This window comes from Blautia glucerasea, assembly GCF_020537505.1.
Classification (GTDB): Bacteria; Bacillota; Clostridia; order Lachnospirales; family Lachnospiraceae; genus Blautia_A.
This window is the reverse complement of record NZ_JAJBMO010000007.1, coordinates 73145-92272: the sequence shown is the minus strand read 5'-3', so window position 1 is coordinate 92272 and position 19128 is coordinate 73145. Positions and strand designations below refer to the sequence as shown.

21 protein-coding genes are annotated in these 19128 nt (G+C 41.3%); all 21 read right to left on the bottom strand.

Annotated features, from left to right (window positions below):
- The 21 genes from LIQ05_RS08095 to LIQ05_RS07995 all read right to left on the bottom strand — a co-directional run bounded on the left by LIQ05_RS08095 (position 1) and on the right by LIQ05_RS07995 (position 18924).
- Complete coding sequence (locus tag LIQ05_RS08095; protein ID WP_226819817.1) at positions 1-867, bottom strand: M48 family metalloprotease; 867 nt, start codon at positions 865-867, stop codon at positions 1-3.
- 16 nt (positions 868-883) lie between these two features.
- The gene (locus LIQ05_RS08090; RefSeq protein WP_226819816.1) at positions 884-2029 is read right to left on the bottom strand and encodes a hypothetical protein; all 1146 of its coding nucleotides are present in this window, start codon (positions 2027-2029) and stop codon (positions 884-886) included.
- Between the two features lie 16 nt (positions 2030-2045).
- Complete coding sequence (locus tag LIQ05_RS08085) at positions 2046-3377, bottom strand: type IV secretion system DNA-binding domain-containing protein (RefSeq protein WP_226819815.1); 1332 nt, start codon at positions 3375-3377, stop codon at positions 2046-2048.
- Between the two features lie 11 nt (positions 3378-3388).
- On the bottom strand, positions 3389-4087 hold the full coding sequence (locus LIQ05_RS08080) for a DNA/RNA non-specific endonuclease (protein ID WP_226819814.1): 699 nt from the start codon (positions 4085-4087) through the stop codon (positions 3389-3391).
- Positions 4088-4099: 12 nt separating this feature from the next.
- Positions 4100-4270, bottom strand: coding sequence for a hypothetical protein (locus LIQ05_RS08075; RefSeq protein ID WP_226819813.1), 171 nt, complete (start codon positions 4268-4270; stop codon positions 4100-4102).
- 13 nt (positions 4271-4283) lie between these two features.
- Complete coding sequence (locus LIQ05_RS08070) at positions 4284-5567, bottom strand: hypothetical protein (RefSeq protein WP_226819812.1); 1284 nt, start codon at positions 5565-5567, stop codon at positions 4284-4286.
- A gap of 14 nt (positions 5568-5581) precedes the next feature.
- Positions 5582-6826: a hypothetical protein gene (locus tag LIQ05_RS08065; RefSeq protein ID WP_226819811.1), complete on the bottom strand. Its 1245-nt coding sequence runs from the start codon at positions 6824-6826 to the stop codon at positions 5582-5584.
- Positions 6823-7455: a hypothetical protein gene (locus tag LIQ05_RS08060; RefSeq protein WP_226819810.1), complete on the bottom strand. Its 633-nt coding sequence runs from the start codon at positions 7453-7455 to the stop codon at positions 6823-6825. Before LIQ05_RS08060 ends, LIQ05_RS08065 begins: the two co-directional genes overlap by 4 nt.
- A 16-nt stretch (positions 7456-7471) precedes the next feature.
- The gene (locus LIQ05_RS08055; protein WP_226819809.1) at positions 7472-7849 is read right to left on the bottom strand and encodes a hypothetical protein; all 378 of its coding nucleotides are present in this window, start codon (positions 7847-7849) and stop codon (positions 7472-7474) included.
- 231 nt (positions 7850-8080) lie between these two features.
- Positions 8081-8983, bottom strand: coding sequence for a vWA domain-containing protein (locus tag LIQ05_RS08050; RefSeq protein ID WP_226819808.1), 903 nt, complete (start codon positions 8981-8983; stop codon positions 8081-8083).
- A gap of 14 nt (positions 8984-8997) precedes the next feature.
- Positions 8998-11091, bottom strand: a complete 2094-nt coding sequence (locus LIQ05_RS08045) for a zinc-ribbon domain containing protein (protein WP_226819807.1) — start codon at positions 11089-11091, stop codon at positions 8998-9000.
- Complete coding sequence (locus LIQ05_RS08040) at positions 11091-12524, bottom strand: hypothetical protein (protein WP_226819806.1); 1434 nt, start codon at positions 12522-12524, stop codon at positions 11091-11093. The genes LIQ05_RS08045 and LIQ05_RS08040 overlap by 1 nt, the downstream gene beginning before the upstream one ends.
- 38 nt (positions 12525-12562) lie before the next feature.
- On the bottom strand, positions 12563-12898 hold the full coding sequence (locus tag LIQ05_RS08035) for a helix-turn-helix domain-containing protein (RefSeq protein ID WP_226819805.1): 336 nt from the start codon (positions 12896-12898) through the stop codon (positions 12563-12565).
- Between the two features lie 194 nt (positions 12899-13092).
- Positions 13093-14007 (bottom strand): metallophosphoesterase, encoded by a 915-nt coding sequence (locus LIQ05_RS08030; RefSeq protein ID WP_226819804.1) that lies wholly within the window; start codon positions 14005-14007, stop codon positions 13093-13095.
- Positions 14008-14070: 63 nt separating this feature from the next.
- Positions 14071-14952 carry a hypothetical protein gene (locus LIQ05_RS08025; protein WP_226819803.1) on the bottom strand — a complete coding sequence of 294 codons (882 nt, stop codon included), beginning with the start codon at positions 14950-14952 and terminating at the stop codon, positions 14071-14073.
- A 121-nt stretch (positions 14953-15073) separates the two neighbouring features.
- On the bottom strand, positions 15074-15505 hold the full coding sequence (locus tag LIQ05_RS08020; protein ID WP_226819802.1) for a hypothetical protein: 432 nt from the start codon (positions 15503-15505) through the stop codon (positions 15074-15076).
- The gene (locus LIQ05_RS08015; RefSeq protein ID WP_226819801.1) at positions 15502-16002 is read right to left on the bottom strand and encodes a hypothetical protein; all 501 of its coding nucleotides are present in this window, start codon (positions 16000-16002) and stop codon (positions 15502-15504) included. The genes LIQ05_RS08020 and LIQ05_RS08015 overlap by 4 nt, the downstream gene beginning before the upstream one ends.
- A 255-nt stretch (positions 16003-16257) precedes the next feature.
- A complete protein-coding gene (locus LIQ05_RS08010) occupies positions 16258-17292 on the bottom strand; it encodes a transglutaminase domain-containing protein (RefSeq protein ID WP_226819800.1) in 1035 nt (344 codons plus the stop codon).
- A 160-nt stretch (positions 17293-17452) separates the two neighbouring features.
- A complete protein-coding gene (locus LIQ05_RS08005; RefSeq protein ID WP_226819799.1) occupies positions 17453-17644 on the bottom strand; it encodes a hypothetical protein in 192 nt (63 codons plus the stop codon).
- Between the two features lie 11 nt (positions 17645-17655).
- Positions 17656-18312, bottom strand: coding sequence for a zinc finger Ran-binding domain-containing protein (locus LIQ05_RS08000; protein ID WP_226819798.1), 657 nt, complete (start codon positions 18310-18312; stop codon positions 17656-17658).
- A 12-nt stretch (positions 18313-18324) separates the two neighbouring features.
- On the bottom strand, positions 18325-18924 hold the full coding sequence (locus LIQ05_RS07995) for a hypothetical protein (protein ID WP_226819797.1): 600 nt from the start codon (positions 18922-18924) through the stop codon (positions 18325-18327).
- Positions 18925-19128: the final 204 nt, after the last annotated feature.

Below are 19128 nucleotides of genomic sequence, written 5' to 3'. Positions count from 1 at the left end.
TTATCTTTTTATCGGGTGAGTCTCCTTGCTCACAAGCTTTTCCAACCGCGCCACACGTTTGGGTGCTGGCGGATGCGTACGATAAAGTACTTCTGTAAATGTTAACTGACGGCTCGTTTTCGGAGCAGCATAGGAAAGGAAATGCGCAAGCTGGACTCCATATCCAAGCTGCGCTGAATAACGGTCAGCCCGAAATTCTGCCGCGCGGTTCAAGCAGCCCGCAAAGCTGCGGTAAATAACCACAACGCCCTTCTGAAGCAGGCTGAAAATTCCCCCCACAGCCCTGGTCGTCCCTTTGAACGCCATAACACCAAGCCAGGAACGAAAGAAGCTGCATACCAGAAACACCAAAAAGATTACTGCCATAGCCGCAAATGATACAACGCTGACCGCACCACAGATAAGAAAAATTGTTGCAAAAACAGCACGGTTAAATTCTGCATCAAGGTGCAATATATGTGAAATTTCATGACCAAGAATCGCATTAAGCGTTATGGGATCAGCATTGTCAAATGCCCCTCTTGAAACCGAAACACTATTTGCACCATATGCAGTAGCCTGCATATCAGGATCGGCTGTGATCAGATAAAGTTTTAGCCTGGAAATGTCTACAGAACTAATACTTTTAACCTCCTCTGCAAGCTGGCATTTTGCAGTTTCAAGACGGGAGCATTCATAATCTGGAAGCTTTTTGGAACGAACTGCCCCATCCCTGAACAATGCGAAATACCCTCCAAGCCAAACATAGAGTGCAATTACCCCAACCACACCAGCTGCAACCGCTATATTATGAAACAGCGCATATACAGCCAAAAAATCACTAAGAAATACCGCGAATATTTTAAGAATACCTGGCAGCCGGATCATAACAGTACCTCCCATATCAAAACTGAAACAGTACCTGTGTTCCACCACAATCAATGATAGCGGTACCGCTGCACAAAGAATTAATCGTCTCCTTGCGGTAACGGGCCTCCCGCACAGGAACATTGCAGGTTTCTGCTTCAGTCCGGTTTGTTCCGAAAAGCATATCAAAAGCTGTTGACGCGCGGATACGCTTATCTACTGTTGTCGTGTAGGAGCGTCTGACCACATCGATCTGTCCGCAGCATGCCTCAATCCTGGAGCACGAATCCATAGAATCATGGCGGGAATAAATACGTACAGGAAAGGTTCTCATCAGAACGCTCAGATCTCTGTCCCCCAACGAAAAAGCATCTGTTGTAAACATATGGACGTCTGTAGCTGTAGGTAAATTTTTCAGTACCTCCACAATACATTCGCGGTCACATTTGCCATCATCCACAATTAAGACGGAACAAGCTGACGGCTGCTTTTTGGTAAAAGCCAGCATAAGCCTGCACATAACCTCCTGCATAGCCCGGTCAGAACCAAACTCACCAATTGCAAGATGTACTGCCGTTCCTGGGTGGGGCTGGGAACCTCCGCCCACAAATGGAGCCAGCATTACCAGAAACATCTCAAAATCAGCCGCAGCACTGCTGACCTCCGCATATCGGGTAAGCAGATACTCGTAGTTCTCCCGGGACAGCCCGCCACTCTCTTCAAGCTGACAAAGCTTCCACTTAACCAGGGCTGTTCCACTGTACTCTTCAAGGGTTTCCATACAAAGCGGCCCATTATTTCCCAGTCTCCGTTCTGTTTCTCTCACGAACGAAAGATAATTGACCACTTTCATTGCTTTCGTCCCTTCAAAACCTAACTCTGCAAGAAGGCTCCGAAGCCGGCTGATCTCTCTAAGCGAAGTTACCTCGAAGAGATCATTACACAGGTCAACATCTCCATTCAAAGGATTCAGAACATGAAACCTGCCAAAATTAGTGAAATCACTGCCACTTTGGGTATTGTCAAGAATAAAAAGGATTTTACCAGCATCATAAAGGGAATTCATAATATACTGTCCTAATACCTGCCGCACACGAAAATCAATGCCGCTAATAAGATAACGGGTACTTATATCATTCTGAACAGGACGGTATACAGAATTGATATATTGGAGATAATTCATATGGCGCCTCCTTTCCTTACGAATTAAGGTTTATATGTACTCTTTGTGGAGGATAAGACAGGATTTTTACAATACAATCTCCTATCCCCAGAGACGCAAATTCTGCCTCGGTGACCATTGGCTCCAGGTCACACTTTACAACCGGCTCCGCATAACGGGATGCCGGAAGTACAATACGTTCCCTGTACGCAGAGCCATAAAGCGTCTGAAGTGTGGCGATCGTTGTGGGATCTCCCGGCCGAAAGCTGATCAGATATGGAAAACCTGCCAGCCCTCCTGTTGTAATATGCTCATTGAAATCAGCACTAAGTCCATAAAGATTTTCTACTGACTGGGTCGTAAGTAAAATTTGCAGGCCATACTCCCTTCCAAGGTTTGCTGCCTGATAAAGTCCCCAATCGGCTGATTTTCCGCAGTCTGCCATCTTATCCATTTCATCCAGTACCATAAGAATAGGAGCCGTAGATCCTGCAGCATTACTCAGCTTGTGATCTTTGATCTTTTTCATGTAGTATAAGAAAAAAGGTCTGGATATTTCAGCGGAGGCAAGGTCATACAGAAAGAAGAGATTTCGCCCATATCTTCCAGCCAGCCAATCGTGAATGGTATCCTGTCCATCCATCTCAAAGCTGCCAGAAAAAGCTTCAAGTACCTGGTTAAGAAAAAACTGGATGTCCGATGCACGTTTGGTGGGTTTGTAGTCTTTTGGACAATTAAGATCATATCCCCAGTCTCTTCTAAGCATAGAGTGGTTGCGGGGATGCCGTGCAAGATAGGCTAAAAGCTCCTCCGTTGTCATCCTGCGCAAAGAATTTACCAAAGTCCAATTACCAGGGTTTTCATTTGGGAAACAATCCACAATTGTTCGCAATACACCGATAAAGGTATTGCGGGCAGCCTCGATCCAGGCCCTGTTCTGATTCGCCCCGCTCAGGAGTTCGGCAAACAAAAACTCTGCAAACTTTCTCATTTCTGCCTCTGGATCAGCAGATAAGCGGATTTCCTTCACAATATTCGGGACGAAAAGATTCCTTTCAGATATAGCCTTGGGATTATGTGTGATCACCTTGTCATTCTTCGACAAAAACCGGTCGATAAAAGAATGCTTTGTCTCAAAAAACACCCCCTTTGTTTTTGGAGCATCGGAAAGTAAAATATCTGCTGCTTCTTCCGTATAAGATTTCGTTTTTCCTGTGCCTACGGTGCCGAAGGTAATTACATTTACACCTTTAAAAACTGGAAGTTCAATAGCAGTCCCGTCAGGGAGAACTGAATGGATACTGCCTGCTCCCTTTGGCCACTGCGGAGTTTTCATTCTCTTCAATCCCCTTGATAGATCATAAAACATTTTTTGCCTCCCTAATCATCATCAGAATCGCACTCTGCACTGCTGCCGCTATCAACAGAAGAATCAGCGCTTTCACCAGACGCAGCAGTATCGGCATCGGAAGCCGCAGAGTCGGTACCCGGTACCCCACTAAAGTCTGCTGCCGCATAGTCTTCCGCAATACCTGGCAATTCTGCATCAGTATTTTCCATTAGCTCTGCATACTCTGAGCTGCTCATTGAATCAGCAAGGACATTGCCAGGATTCGGCGCATCAAAGGTATCGGGCAAGGCAGCTGACATATCGTTCCATGCCTGCTGGTCTGCATAAGATGCATTGGTAAAGGAATGGTGAATGGACTCCGCATGGCCATCCGAATAAGTTACATTATCTGTTACCGTAAACAAGTCTGGTCGGGCTCCCGGCTCAGAATTCACTACAGCGGTTTTGGAAGAGTCAATAGCTGCTCCATTCTGAAGAGCGGAACGTTCCCCCTGTTCCATAGAATAGTAAGCTCCATGATTGACGTCAGAGTTTTGCGGCACCACGTTCTCTGGCGTGTTGGGGCCTTTTAAAGAAGACCCGTTTACATGGCCTCTCTCATCCCCATGAAGATACGCGTCTGTGCGGCTTGGCATATGGGAATGATCCCCCTTCTCAATAGAAAGGGGGCCATTCCAGGAAACATTACCTGTAACAGGATCAATGGAACTGTAATGGTTACTACTCATTATTTTCTCCTTTCACTTCAAAACGCTCTTAACGATCAAATAAAGACCAACAATGGCAATCAAACATGGCATGAATGCCTCAGCAACGGGCTCTAACCCGATCAGGGTATTTCCCACCGAAGCACCAACATTAGGGAAGATACAGCAGATTATTAACAAGAGGATCAGAAATTTCATTGGCACTCCCCTCCATAACTTAAACTGCGTTAGCCAGAATCTGCTTGGCCAGTTCAGTTGACATATCGAGCATCACACATTTACGATTAACGCTGCTGGCCTCTGAATTTGTGCCTAGTCCAAATTGATAATAAGGATCGTCTGCAACCTTAACCGTTACTGCTGTAATACGGTCTTCAGCAACGCCCCCCTTTTCTAATTCTGCTTTAATACTCTCTGCCCTCGCCCTTCCAAGCTCAAGTGAAAAGTCCGTGTCATTGTCGCCAGCGCAGGTACCATAAAGAAGAATGTTTACTTCCGGATGCTCCAGGAGAAAATCCACAGCAGGCTGAATCGCATCCGCAGCTGCAACAGGATCAAGGAATTCTGCGGAGTCAGGCTGGTAACGTACCTGAGATTCCGGAATTACGATAGGGGACTCAAGCACTGCTGTATCAGCCACCTCCTCATCCTGGGTCTCTTCAGTCTCCTCAAACACCTCAGGAGCAAGAACAACCAGGTCCTTGAGTTCGGAGCCTGTATCTTCAACAGCTATAGGGGAAACTGGTACATCAGGGAAGCTATAGCATTCTGAACTGGGAAGATCATCCTTGAAGGTAATGGACTTTGCACCTAGTGCAGTAAACAGCTGATTGTAGAAAGCTTTCAGCTGTTCCTTCTCGTTAGGAGAAATCTTCGGCTGCTTGTTGCCCCCAAAGTCCCCGCAGCAATACCAGACAACATCAATGCCAGACAGATCAACTTTCATTTTTTGAGCAACTGCAGAAGCAGATTCCTCCACATCCATCTCATACACAGGTGTTTCAACCATGTTAATAAACCCTGTTGTTGACCTTCCTGAGCAGTAGTAGACAAGTACATTATCGCGCCCATCAACAGCATGTGCCTTCAGTGTCCGTACCCCCAGATCCGTAGCTGCTGCTAGGTCAAGCTCAGAAGACGTTGGCTTATAATCTGCCAGCTGCCCAGTCAGATCTGCCATGATTCCGGTACGTACACGTTCCATCATCACATCCGTATAACCACGGTCAGAGAAATCCGGAATGGTCTTTGCCTCTCCGATCATAGCTGGTTCCCCTTCAGCGGAAATGAAGGCATAATCCGTACCAGGGTTCGCAGGAAGGGAGGCAAGTTCATCAATCCCCTCGTTAAATTTGGTTTCATCATCAGCGATGCCAACAACAAATGCGATGTTTACAGGATCGGAGCTCTGGATATCCTCAGAGTCTCCGCAACCAGTAAAGCTAAGAAGCATTGCCAGGGTCAGGATAGCAGAAAAGATACTTTTCATCATTTTGTTCATGGTTTAATCTCCTTTCAGGCTGCCTTTTTTATGATAGTTGTGGCAGGCATTTTGGAAATATCAGAAGAAGTTCCTTTTCTCAAAAGAGCTTCTCCTGATTCGGTCATACGCTCAGTAAAATCAGGATCATTGACACCTTCTGCCATCAGCTTGCGGCAATGAAGCTTCAAACCAAGACGGACAGCTTCGATCTGGCGCTCCGCAGCAGCACGCTTACGTTCATCCCATTCCTTGGGGTCTGGCGCATTTTCCAGAAGAGCCCGTTCATTCAGCAGGGGATCGATTTCCGCAAGACACCTTGCAAGTTCCTTCTTCTTTCGCTCGCGAATAGAAACAAGAAAGGCATTTTCATCAAGCGAGAACGCAAAGGAGAGCAGTCCTGTTGCGGTTGTTACAAACGCCGTGGCAAGAGTGACACCATACTCAGCAAGGGAATAGGATTCCTTACCCACGAATTCGCCAGCCGCATTAATAGTGCCATAAGTAGCATCCATGGATCCCCAGCGGATCATTACAGAAGCGGCAACAGACAAAAGGAACATACTTGCCAGACCAACGCAGATGATCCAAAACAGAGGCTTTGAGGTAAACTTTTCTTTTCTTCGGGAAAGAAATGTACCAAGAGCCCACATGGAACCGTCCGACATTACAGACATACAGATAACCGTGATCAGCAGCAGTGTTGCATTGGACAACAGAACCGTCTGAAGAAAACTGTAGTTTACAGCCGCATCAACAAGCATAGCGATTACCGTAATCGGCAGGCCGATTGAAATAGCAGACTTGCCGATGTGGATCTGAAAATGAGAACGAAGCTCCTCGAGAGGTTCAATCTCAGACTGAAGTTTTGCGATTTTTTCCTCACGCGGGTTAATCTTGCGGTCAAGTGCTTCTTTTCGCATTGTACGGGCAGACCGGATACGGACAATCTGGTTCTCGTTGTTTGCAGCAGCAGCCTCATGGCCAGCAATGACATGATCCATCTTTGCATCAATATATGGGTCACACTCCGAGCCGGTAGAATGACTGTCACAAGTTGCGATCACTCCACTAAGATACTCTTCAACCTCGTGATAGCCAGTTTCAATAATTTCAGGATTGTTCATAGGATAATCGGCAGTAACAAAATTTTCCAGGCCCTGACCGTAGGTAGGCAGAGATGCAGGTACATAATTGTCTGTCAGGACACTATAATCACCCTTCTTTTTAAAGATGCCCTTTCTTTTACTGCCTTCAAAAATCTTGTTAAAGATGCTCATCCTTTTACCCCCTTCAAAATAGAACCGATAGCATTCCAGGTATCTTCGTGGTTGACAATGATCTGCTTTGCACAGTCTTCATAAGTGATGGTGGGAAGATTATCACCATATACCGGCTTCATCAGAAGACCATGTCCATAACAAGCCAACGCAGATGCAAGAAGTTCTGAGGTAGCCTCCATCTGATCATATGCAGAATCGTACTCTGCGCGAATGTCGTTTGCGATCGTTGCCAGACTCTTCAGGATAGCCTGACGCTTTTCCTCAAATGATGCACGTCTCTTAGCCGCCTTTTCCTTAGAACGAACCTGCGCATTGCTCTCACTGTGCGCATTTTGTTCCTTTTCCGCTTCCGCAATTGCAGCGGTCACAGCAGCGTAATCCACCAGCAGTTCATCTGCATTCCCCCATGCCTTATTAAGCTTCTCTTCTGCTTTTTCCCGGCGGGTAACGCACGCATTACGGAAGCGTTTGATCTGACCAGTCACATAGCCAGAGGCAATCACATTGGTTTCCGGGCAGAGACCGCCAGTATGGAGAACCTTTCCCTGCCAGAATCCACGAAACCAGATAAAGAAACGGGGTGTACGAATTCCTCTCATAGGAAGAGCCTTTTTATTCCTGCTCATCGTTTTATCTCCTTTCTTACGCTGCACGGTCAACAGCATAGCTGCATTGATAATTCTTATGTACAGCCAGGCAAGGCATCTGAATAAGTTCTTCATTTTCACGAAGCACATATTCCACCTGTCCCGGAATACGATCCAATATCTTTGTGATCTTCGCATTGTGGTTATTGCCGGCCTCATACATTTCCTTTACAGTCATGCTAAAACCGATGCCATCAAGGCATCTTCCATACTTACGGAAAAATGCAAATACAGAACCAGAATAGTTTTTTGTGTCAAAGAGCCAAAGGCGGTCCCTGGTTCCTACAGGCTGATAGTAGAATCTGTGTTTACCGAAATCAGAAACACAAATAATACGGTCTTTGTTGTCATGTTTCATATTAATCTTCTTCATAATCCTGTCCTCCTCATACTGAAAGGTGAATATACTCTGTACGTTTTTTTCTTTGGAAATATAACTACATTGCCACTTAAAACCCGAAGTGCACATTTGGTATCACCTCCGTTTCTGTATGGTCTTAGATTACCATACTGGCCAAATTAGAGACATCAACCTCTAGTTAACAACACAAAAAAGAGCACTTGCACAAAGCAAATGCTCGTTAAAAATGAAGGGATGGTACGATCAAACATCCTCCGGGAATTCAAACAATTTCAACAGATCATCTGGTGATGCTGTTTGACCGTATGCTGTAGCCGGTATTTCTGTTTCTTTCGCAAATTGATTGTCACTCATTATTTCTTCGTCAACTGAAATAATAGGCGCCTTCTCTACAATTAGCTGCTCAATCATATCAAAAACCTGCTCGAAGTCATAATCACTATTCATGGTAAATATTTCTCCGTCCGGTCTCAGCTGACGAAGCCATTGTTTTCCTGGTATATCCATGTATATACCAATTGGAATGATCGATAACTCATCATTAGCAGCTTGGCTTCTTAATCGGGAAACAGCCTCTTCGGCTTCTCTGCCGTCTGTAGGAAGCCCATCACTAATCAAAATAAAAACTGGTTTATAACTCTCGGTTTGTGCGTCAGACAATACCTTTGACATAGTAGAAAGCTTATTCAAAGCCAGGTTTATGCCCTCAGATACATTCGTGACATCAACACCAAGCTTAATTTGATTTGCAATTACATTTCCATCCAAAGACACAGGTTCGCAAAAATTAACGACCGTATTCGCATATCTGCTGAACGTCACTATACTCACAACTGCAGAGTCTCTTAGTGCAGCTTCGTCACGAAGACCATAAATTAATTTCCTAAGAACTTTTTTCAAATCGTCCAGCTTAGACTTTCTGGTTGCTCCGGGTCTCAGCTTAACATGATTAACTGAGCCGCCATCTTCATATCCGCTTCCCGTAACAATTAAATCACTCGAAGGATTTGTAAGCCAATCCATAGATTTGCTGACATCAATACAGAAGCAAATAGGAATACGAGCAGTACCATTCAATAAAATATTCTGAAAGTGCGAAAACTCTTCACGAGTATATGCATCCTCATCATATGTATTTCGTGCCATGACCTCACCCCCTCTTAAAATCCAAAGATTCCGCCGAAGAATCCACCACGTTTTGTACCAGATTTGCTGCTGCCACTATTTCCACCTGAATTTTTATTCTTTCGACATATCTCGCATTTTCTAGGATATGAAAAGCCCTTGGAGTCAAAATACTTTTTTTCAGCATAAGTTATAGAGAAAGAACGACCACATTCTTTACAGGTTCGTCTTTCAAACACAGTGTTTTCGCGACAATCTTTGCACAATCCATCATTAATCTCATAATATGGAACCATTTTTCCACATCCGGAACATTTCGCCTTCTTCGCCTTACATTCCGGACAATGCCGCTGATTTTTCCAATCATCATTTGTTGCCCTCATACGTTGATGGAATAACGCTGTCCGGTTTTTGTATATAAATGTCCGCCCACAATCAACGCAGGTATACGACTTGTCTGATGGCATATCCATGCACGCATTGCATACCTGATAATCGTGAAAATATTCTGGATCAAAAAAGAATTTGGGATGCTCTTTGCCACATTTACTGCAACGATAAAATGTATCGCCTTCTTTTTTCTTAAAAGTAGCCGGGTATAGCGCATTATCTTCAGAAGAAGACGAGTGCATAACTTCATTACGATACTGCTCGACAATATCATACCATTTAAAAGCAGACAATCGTTTTCCCTGTGCATTAAATGGCATATTTCTTTGAAAGGTGCTGCAAAATGCCTTCTTCATCCCGAAGCTAAGATGGCTCCACATATATCGCCACATACTCGGCATAACACGCAGGCTTGGATTACGTTCATCGTAATCGTTAACAAAGAAAGGAAATCTCATTCTTTTAATAGTGCCAATAATATTAGAATTGCCTGATAAATAAGGTGTTTTTCCCGTCATCATCAGCATAAACACAAGTTCTGCTACTGAAAAGTTTTCACTATCCAGAGATGCAAGGTAAAGCCTCTTATCAAGGTTTTCCGGGGCTGCAAAACTGATATTATTACTAAGAGTCGGATAACCTTCTATCTGATAATCATCCGTATCGCAGAAAAACACGGTATTTTGATCTACAACTCTTATTGCAGCAGGATTAATACAGCCTAGAAGAATACCACGTTTATGCAATTCCTTAATCTTTTGTAAAATCGTCAAGGTAAGTGTGCATATATCTGTTTTCGTCCAATAAGGAAAATACTGCATCTGTCCATCTCGTTTCAGCACACTAGTCTGAAGCGGCTGCCCAGAAAAACTATTTATTAAAAATCCACGAAATACGCCATCTGAATCCGTCAAAATATCCTTCGGCCAGATAATGCCTTCAACATTAACTGGATTTTTCAGCATTCTTCGTATCTTATCCTCGAAAAACGAAGAATTATAGTTCTCGTCGTAAATCTTGGCCCAAATACCCGGTTGATTCGTTGAGTAAGTATAAGCACCATTATTACGGAACTCCTTCTTAACTAATCTGTATGTATTTTTCACAGAATCATACAGAATACTTCCTTCATATACACGGACAGTTGAAGTAAGTTTCCGGATTCCCTGAATTGTCGGGGTCGTTGCAATAATATAATCACGCTGCTTTGGAGCAGAGACAGCTTTCGCTGGATTATCCCGTTTCTGTATATGTGGATTACTATTACGTGATGTATACTGTCCGCCTTTCAGCGATGATGGAGCTGCACCTCTTTGTGTAAACACTCCCTGGCTCCAATAAAGTCGCCCATCCGCTTCCAGATCACAGAACACAGTTCTTACCCGTGCTGTATTTTCACGGATTATTTTTTCACGTACCTGAGAATTCTTGGAAATAATATAGACGGTTTTTCTGTCTTTTCCAAGTTCACTCAACAGCTCAGCATAGTTCATTGCATTTGTATTCGCAAAAAGGCCCTTCTGTTTCAATGAAGATAACGCAGCCCAAACATTATCAGCACACAACCTCTGTTCATTTTTAAACATTGGTATATAGACAGCATCTTTTCGAACAGTAATAATCGGTCGAAGCATTACCGCAAGGTTTTGATAATCTATTACATCAAAATCAGCAAGACTGACTACAATAAAGTCGCCTTTTTCAATTAATATTTGAATATCAACTTCTTTTCGTTCCATTATTCATTTAACCTCCTTCTGTTCTGTTCCTCTGCCCATTTTTGGAAGGTCGTCTCATCTCTCATGTTGCTGAAGGCATTATAATAATTTTGAGCTTTTTGATCTGACTCCCCGGCAAAGCGAAAACAAGCCTTGGTAATCTCAAAATTTTCTAACATGATTCCCAGGTAACCAGCCATCATAAATGCAGAAGATGCTTTATTTACCATTGCATGGCCAATGTAATACGCGATTGCCTGAGCCCTATGTATTACTGACTGTTCCTTATCAATTCTTTCCTCGTTTTTGCTTAGCGTTTTAAAATTTTCCGCTTTGGCAAGCCAGGTTTTCTGATTATCAATAAAAAATAGCTGCATAAGAATTTCCTCAGCCGTACGACCATCTGCCCATCCACAATAATACATGAAAGCCAACATGATTGTGGCGCATGGATTCTCCAGCGTATTGGATTCAACCATTAGGGCTGTACATGCTGCACAATGATTATTGGTATTGGATAATAGGGAAAAACACCTTGTAAACACCTTTAAATGTTCTTCTTCATTCGATTCCCCGCCAGGATTTTCTTCTTTTCCCTCTTCTTCTCCCTCTTTTTTTTCCACAGGCATAGTATCTATGACAGAATTCAGTGCAGATATAACATCAGCAAATTTGGTTGTACTCCTTAAATAACGTATTATATTCAATTCCTTACGGTATTTTTCCAGAAGCTCATATTTCATTTCATATTCCCAGGCAGCTGTTAGATAATCAAGAAATTCTTCAAGATTCATTATGGTATCTGTTATTTCTCTCTCAGATGCTATAGGATCACTAACTGTTGACATATGGCTGTTCAGACGATTTTTGTTATCAACAAGCCTTTGTATCTTCTTATAGAAGTCATCAGCCTCTATTTTTCCATTCTTTTTTTTATCGTCTTTTCCGTTTCTTTTGATCGGTACTGCCATTTTTTCCTGGCATTTCAAAACAACCCTTATATCTTTGTTAATACATTCCAACAGCTTTTCCTGTAAACCTACCATATCGAAATTTGTGTATTCTGATGCAGGCTTATTCTCATAAATATGAATAATATCTATCATTTCATCTTTAGAAAAACCATTGTATCGCGGAACCGAAACCAAATAATAACAAGTAAAAAGCATTAATGTATTTGCAATCGTAACATCAATACAGGTTTTGTCCATTAAGACCAAACCTTTCTCGTCCCTCTTTCTCAATAAAACCCGTAAACTGTTCCGTTCCTGACTCATATCCTTCCCGGAAATGTTATCAGCCAGCTTTACAACCGCATTGATCCATTGACTTCCTAGTGCTTCGGATAGCTGAACCTCTAAAAAATCCTGAAATAAAGAAGTTAAAAGGCGATACAGCCTTCCAGTGACAATATCACAGCGTATATAATCATCCTCAGTAAAAACTCTTTCCATGCTCGCTCTCCTTGAAAAGAAACAGTTAGTTAAAAAGCTTAGAGCTTCCGAAAGACTACGATAAAAAAAGGGACGAGCTGATCGTCGTCACCAGTCGCCTTTGAGCGCCGATAGCTGATGATCAGCTCGTCGAGAGAACAGCCATACAACTCCGATAGGAATACCATATGCGAAAGCGAAGGTAATCGTCTACCATTCTCCCACATACTGATGATAGCCCTGGATGCAGAATCTCCACATCGTTCAAAGAGTTCTGACAGAAACTCCTGCGTGATTCCATGATCACGACGAACCTTCCTTAACTGTCCCCCTGTTGCAACAGGATCAATCCCCATGAGCCATGAATTTCCGTAGTTAGTGATAACGTTTTTCATTGTTCTTCCTCCTAAGCTTTTTGTGTAATACCATTCAAAAAAAAGACACTCAGCTTTGGTATGAAGGACGATCCTGTACTCTCTATATTGTAGCAGATTGCCACCTTTTTTTCAATACTACAGCTTGATAATTAGGTTAACCTACAGTTTACTTTCTGTCTATATTTCCTTTTAAAATATACGGCCATCCAGCCTTAATCAATCACTTCACCAGTTTCCATGTCCTCCAGATCCAGATAAATTGCCCTGCACTTTTGGGGCAATTCTTCTAAGTGCTTAAGCTCAAGCCAGTTTTGGTTCCAGTCGGTGTGCCAGTGGCCGAAATACCAGCGTTTGAACCGCTTGCCCCTGCCCTTCTTGTCGTCGCTGCCATCTGCAGATGCCTCATTGGTCTGGTTCAGCTTGTCACATATCCATTGGAAATAATTCTGAAGAGGTTCTTCTTCCCTGGCCGCGTGGTAGCAGCCGAGTGTTCGCACTCGATAGAGAGGACAGGTGTGTGTGATTCCAAAATCAATTTGGTAGCCTTCTGCTTCCAGATTCTTACTGGAATTGACATAATCTTCATCTGTAGGAAGCTCTTCCTCCCAATAGCTTTCGTTTAGTTTGCGGTATTGACGGTCTATACTAAATGCACCACCGAAGCACCAGATCTTAATCGGTTCGGTCTGTTCTTCACTTTTGTATATCTTTAAAATCTCCCCTCGACACACATGAATGATACGTGAACAGATCTTATGACATCTGGCACCATTCCAGGTTGTAACTGGGTAGGAATTCAATGCTGGATGGTTCTCATGATTGCCATCCACAAAAACCAAATAACAGTTCAATTTTGCCAGAAAACGGTTTACATCTCTTAAATATGATTTCTCGCTGGTATCATTTAAGAAGATGTATCCGAAATCTCCAGCAACAAAGAGGCAGTCGCCTTCTCGGAGTTGTCTTCCAAGGTAGGTCATTGCTCCCTGGTCGCCGTGGGTGTCTCCTGTTATAAGAAGGCGGCCTGTTATGAAGGGATTTTCATTGGTTTTATCCCCTTTGATCTCTACGCAGTTCTCTCTTTCAGAAGAGCTTCCGATTTCCTGTTTTTCAGTATTCTTCTCCATATTTTTTATCCCCTCCATGTAAAATTAAACAATTCAATATAATACTTCTGCTCATCTGATGAGTTAAACCAATCTAAGCCCCATGTCAATGAAATCATCAATTTCCATAAAGGAGTATCTTGCATTATGATTAAACCGGATCGAATCCGTGACCAGAATATCCGGCCCCATAGGACACATAGGGCATTCTCCATTTAAAAGAATAAACAATCTCTCTTTGATCAGCCCGCTAATGCAGCATAAAGCCGCAAACATGGATTCCTGCTGCTCCATTGGAATGTCAAGGTGGATTTTCATGTTCTCTTTTCCCACTGCTTTCAATGCACTCCCAAGACCGATAATTTCTCTATAATCCAGCTGTTCTAGCCAATAGTTCAAGTTATGATGATTTAGTTCTTTCAACACATCTGGAGATGGAAGTGCCCATTTTTCCATATGTTCAGGATCAAGTTCGTCCTCAGGGAAGAAAAACTTTTCTCCGCCTTCTGGTTCTGCCAGGATTTGATGACAAAAGAACTCCAATTCTTTTCCTTCCAGGATAATGCCTCTGCAAACTTCAAGGAAACGATCATCAAAAGCATTCTCTCCTGGAATCTTTTTGGCCATCATCGCAATGTAGTCCCCATTTTTCAAGGGATAAATTCCTCTGCAGCTGGGTACGTCCCTGGAGATCAGTATTTCCACGCAGTTTTCGTAGATTTCGTCCAGCGCATTGGGATTGAAGACCTGATTGTGATTATACCGATCGTCCTGATTTTCTTTTTTCACCACTGTAAACTCAATTTCTCCCATATTCGGATTACGTACAATTACGTATCTGTCCATCTGATTAAGACGAGCGGCTCTTCTTTCCCACATCAGCTGTTCTTCGTCAGAGCCCGGGCTTGGATCATAATAATTTTCAAGTTCTTTCTTTCCAACAGTACCTTTTATTTTATTCCACATAATACCCCCCGGTGCATTCACCATATACATCATCGTCAAATTCCTAAAACATTTCTCTATACCCCCATTGTACGACTTTGAATCTTTGCAGTCATTCCCACGTGCCCCCAAAAATGTGGTGTTATACATTCAGAATAAAAGAAAACAAAATATATAACGCGCCAACTCCAAAAGAAGAATTTCTAAACCTGCATAAATTCGCAATTGTTTTAGCATCCGCTTTACATATGCTCACCATCATATTAATTATGATACAAATGAATGCAAAAACAATCCAGATGATCCCTATCTGCAAACAGACACCTGATAAGTTTGCATATCCTTTAAGACAGATTTCTTTTTTTTCACAGCTAAACAGAAACCATTCCAAAACAGTAAAAATAATCCCTGTTTTTTTGCAGATTCCGATTTGTGAGTAAATTGAAGTTATATCCATTACTGAAGAGTGGTCTTTTTTTAAACACTTTACAAAAATACTCACGCATACGATCAATGTTGCTAAAATAGCTATAGCTGTTGATAAATATATAAAAATAAGAAATATTTGTGTCATTTGCTAAACTTCCTTTCCACCAGGTCTTTTGTATCTATAAGCTTTTGAATTAAGTTATGGTAATATATATTTGCATTATCAATCAAAGTAACACTTAACTCTTTCATATGTAATAACAGAACCGGAAACATGTTTGTTGTATTCACTATTCTTTTTAAAAATTCATTTTCAAGTAATTGTTTGTTTTGAAGTATTATTGAATATTTATTTTGAATATTATCCAAAATAATACTCGTTGTATCAGTCTGTATAAGTAAATTTTTATTTTTTAGCCATATAATATTAGAACTCACAGAAGATAATAGGCTCAAATAGCAATTCTGGCATTGCTGAAGCATCTGTTCAATCCCATTTATGTTTATTCTCATCTTCATACTTTGCCAATTGCTATTTAAATTATATAGAACTTCGTTCCATGAATCATAATGAATGAAGAATGATAAAATGACAAAAGCAAGCATAATCCTAAGAGCAATCCGCAAAATTCTTGCTATCACACACATTCCCTGCTCGGACAGGGGATCCAGATATTTATACCAGTTCGATTTATTTAACCTGATCTTAACTTCTGTAACTGGCGGTTCTAATATATTGTCGCCATTTACAGTCATTAATGGCTCAGTACTTCGAATCTTGTTACAAATCGAACACTGATAAACAAGAGCCTTATGGCTCATATTATTGGATCCGCACTCACTGCAGACCCATTTTATTAAAGTGTTATCGTGCTCATTAGCCAACTATTCTCACCTTCATTCAATCCATTCTTTTCGAAGCCCACTCTCTAATAGCTTTCTTCTATAAGTCATACAGTAATAGTGGGCTTCACCCAGCATGTTATTATCTTTCGGACAATGAGTATAATAAAACCGGTTCCAATCTCTCTTGTTATTAAAATAATCATCACTTTTTCCAAAATACTCTGTGGAAACTTTTTTGTTATGTGAATCCCAGGTGACATCTACATGTGCATGCACTGTATTTTTATTTATATGAACAATATTCCATGCATGCCAGCCTTCATCTGTATCAAGGATTTTTCCAGAAACTAAATCACAAGGAATTCCAACATAATTTAGAATCCTTTTATACGCTTCTGCATATCCCTGACACACACATTTCCCACGGATTAATGCACCATAAGCACTTTGAACATAGCTTCTTTCAAGAGGACTGCCATTATCAATATCATAATATACAATAGTACTTGCTAAATAATTATGCGCTATAAAACATTTGACAGAATCAGGCATATGGAATGGAAATAACTTCCTGGAAATTTCTTTAATCTTATTCTCTACTTCAATTTCCATTTGTTTTAACATTACTGTGCCTATGCGGTAATTAAACTGTATTTCATATGCAGTATATGGAATATTCATACCGCTAAAACCAAATGAAGATATCGCATAGCTTTTCACATTGGGATAAAATGACATAGATTTTGTCATAAAGCAATTTAGTATCCATTGCAAATTATCACGGTCAGATAAAACAAATATCACTGTTTTAGCGTAACTAATTACTGTCTGGCGCAACAAGTACTCAATTTTGTCTCCTTTTACAAAATGGATTTTGTTCATCGGGACTGACAAATTCATATATTTTATATTTAACGTAGTGGTTTTACCAACACGCGACAAGGAAAAACCTTTTATATAATATAGTAATTCCGGTCTTGTACAAATAATTTTTGTAATTGCGTCTTTCGGATCATCACAATCATTAATTATGATTTCTTCTTTATGAGAAAGAACTTTATTGACTGTTTCATATAAATTATCCATATTTTAATATCTCGAATATGTAGCACCCATGCTTTGTAGCCTGCCGATCCGATCTCCTGGTTCTGGATGTGTACTGCTTAACATTTTTAATAAAGTTGCCTGAGGGGTTCCCATTGTTAAGCGGTCTAATGCTTCAGCCAGATCATCTCCATAACCGATTTCAAAGGCATATCCACTTAATATACTCTTCTGGTGCTTTCCCGATAATTTGATTGATTCTTCCTGCTAACAGAAGACTTGAATCCCTAAGACAATGAAATTCGTCAAAATCCTTCAGCCTTTTAATCATTTCTAAGACATATTCATTGTCTTTAAACTTAGAAGCAGCTTTCACATAGTTAAAAAAGCCCATTTTTTCTCTCCTTACATATCTCTGACATATCCCACCAGTTTCAAGTTAGAAATGTTCATAATTCTTTCTGTCCCATTTCGATATGTTAATTTATAATATTTGCTTCCACTAACCTCAGTCCGTTCAACGTTTACGCATCCCGTTGCATTTAATTTTTCCATATCAAATACAATTCTATGTTCCGGCCAGGGAGTAAAAGAACGAACATCCGCAGAAGACTTCCCTGAATATATTTCAGACGAACGTTTCACTAAATGTTCACTTTCCCCTATTCTTTCCGTAGGATCCCTATCAATTTCTATATCTGTCTCCGGAATACAATCGCTTATTTCCTCGTAAATAGGAGTTGCTTCAACATAAGCTTCTTTACTGTCTGATGATGAGTGTCCAATTTTCCAGTCTGCAAGCTTACGTTTCGGACGATCTGTTTCTTTTAACCCCAATGAAGATTTTATTTTTTTTATGAAATTATTTAATTTTTCCCGGACCCCAGGTTTCGCAGCTGAAACATCTGCCGATGTCAGATCCTCCCGCTCTGGCAGATGAAGACTTTCGGATATATGCGGACTTTCTTCATAATAACTTCCACATACAAAGCATCTCATCCGTTCCGTTTTTTCGCATATATTTGTAGTACTGCATACGGGGCAAACCCATTTTGCCTTCATTAGATTGCCTCCTTATTTTTTGATCAAGAAATTCATCATTTTACAGGTTTGAGAATTCATACAACGTTCCATACCGTTAATCATAAATTTGTAACCTTTGATACCTCCCATTTCAATTCTGCCTAAAAATGTAATATTTTTTTCACCAAATAATTCTGTGTTAAGTTTTAAATAACTGCGATCTTCGTCCCAAAGTTCAGTTTCATCATGCGCGGATTCTGTAACCGTTTTTACAACAGGAGTTTCTGTAACAGAAGGCTCAGAAACAGAACGCGCCGTAACAGGTCGTGCTTCAGCCGAAACTGTCGTTGCAGGACGTGCCGCCGCAAAAGGCGTTGCAGTGGAAGCCGCCGCAGCTTCTGTTCTCTCAGCAAACCTCATCATGACCAATTGACTTACCGTCATAATTCGTTTATTACCTCGCTTGTCAAACAAAAAATATCTTCCAGGAGCATCAGGCGCAATAGATATAAACATTTTTTTCAGTTCATCCATATTCCATCTGATCTTATCTTCTGTTCTAGGTGGTGTCCAGCTTTCAGCCATTAACGCCAAGCCCAATGAGACCAATTCCTCTTTTGACTTTATGTACCGGCGTCCATCTTTTTCCATGATTTCATAAGCATGTACAACTTCTTTTTCTTTGGTAACTTACAGTTGATATTTCACATATTTTAGGAAATTTAATAACTGTTATATTTGATTATCAAATTCTTCGCAAACCCTTGAAAATACTAAGTTTGTAGCAAGTGAACTTTCCCTTACTCTTTCCCTTGTGTTACATTTTCCCATTGCTTTTCATGAACCTTAATATGG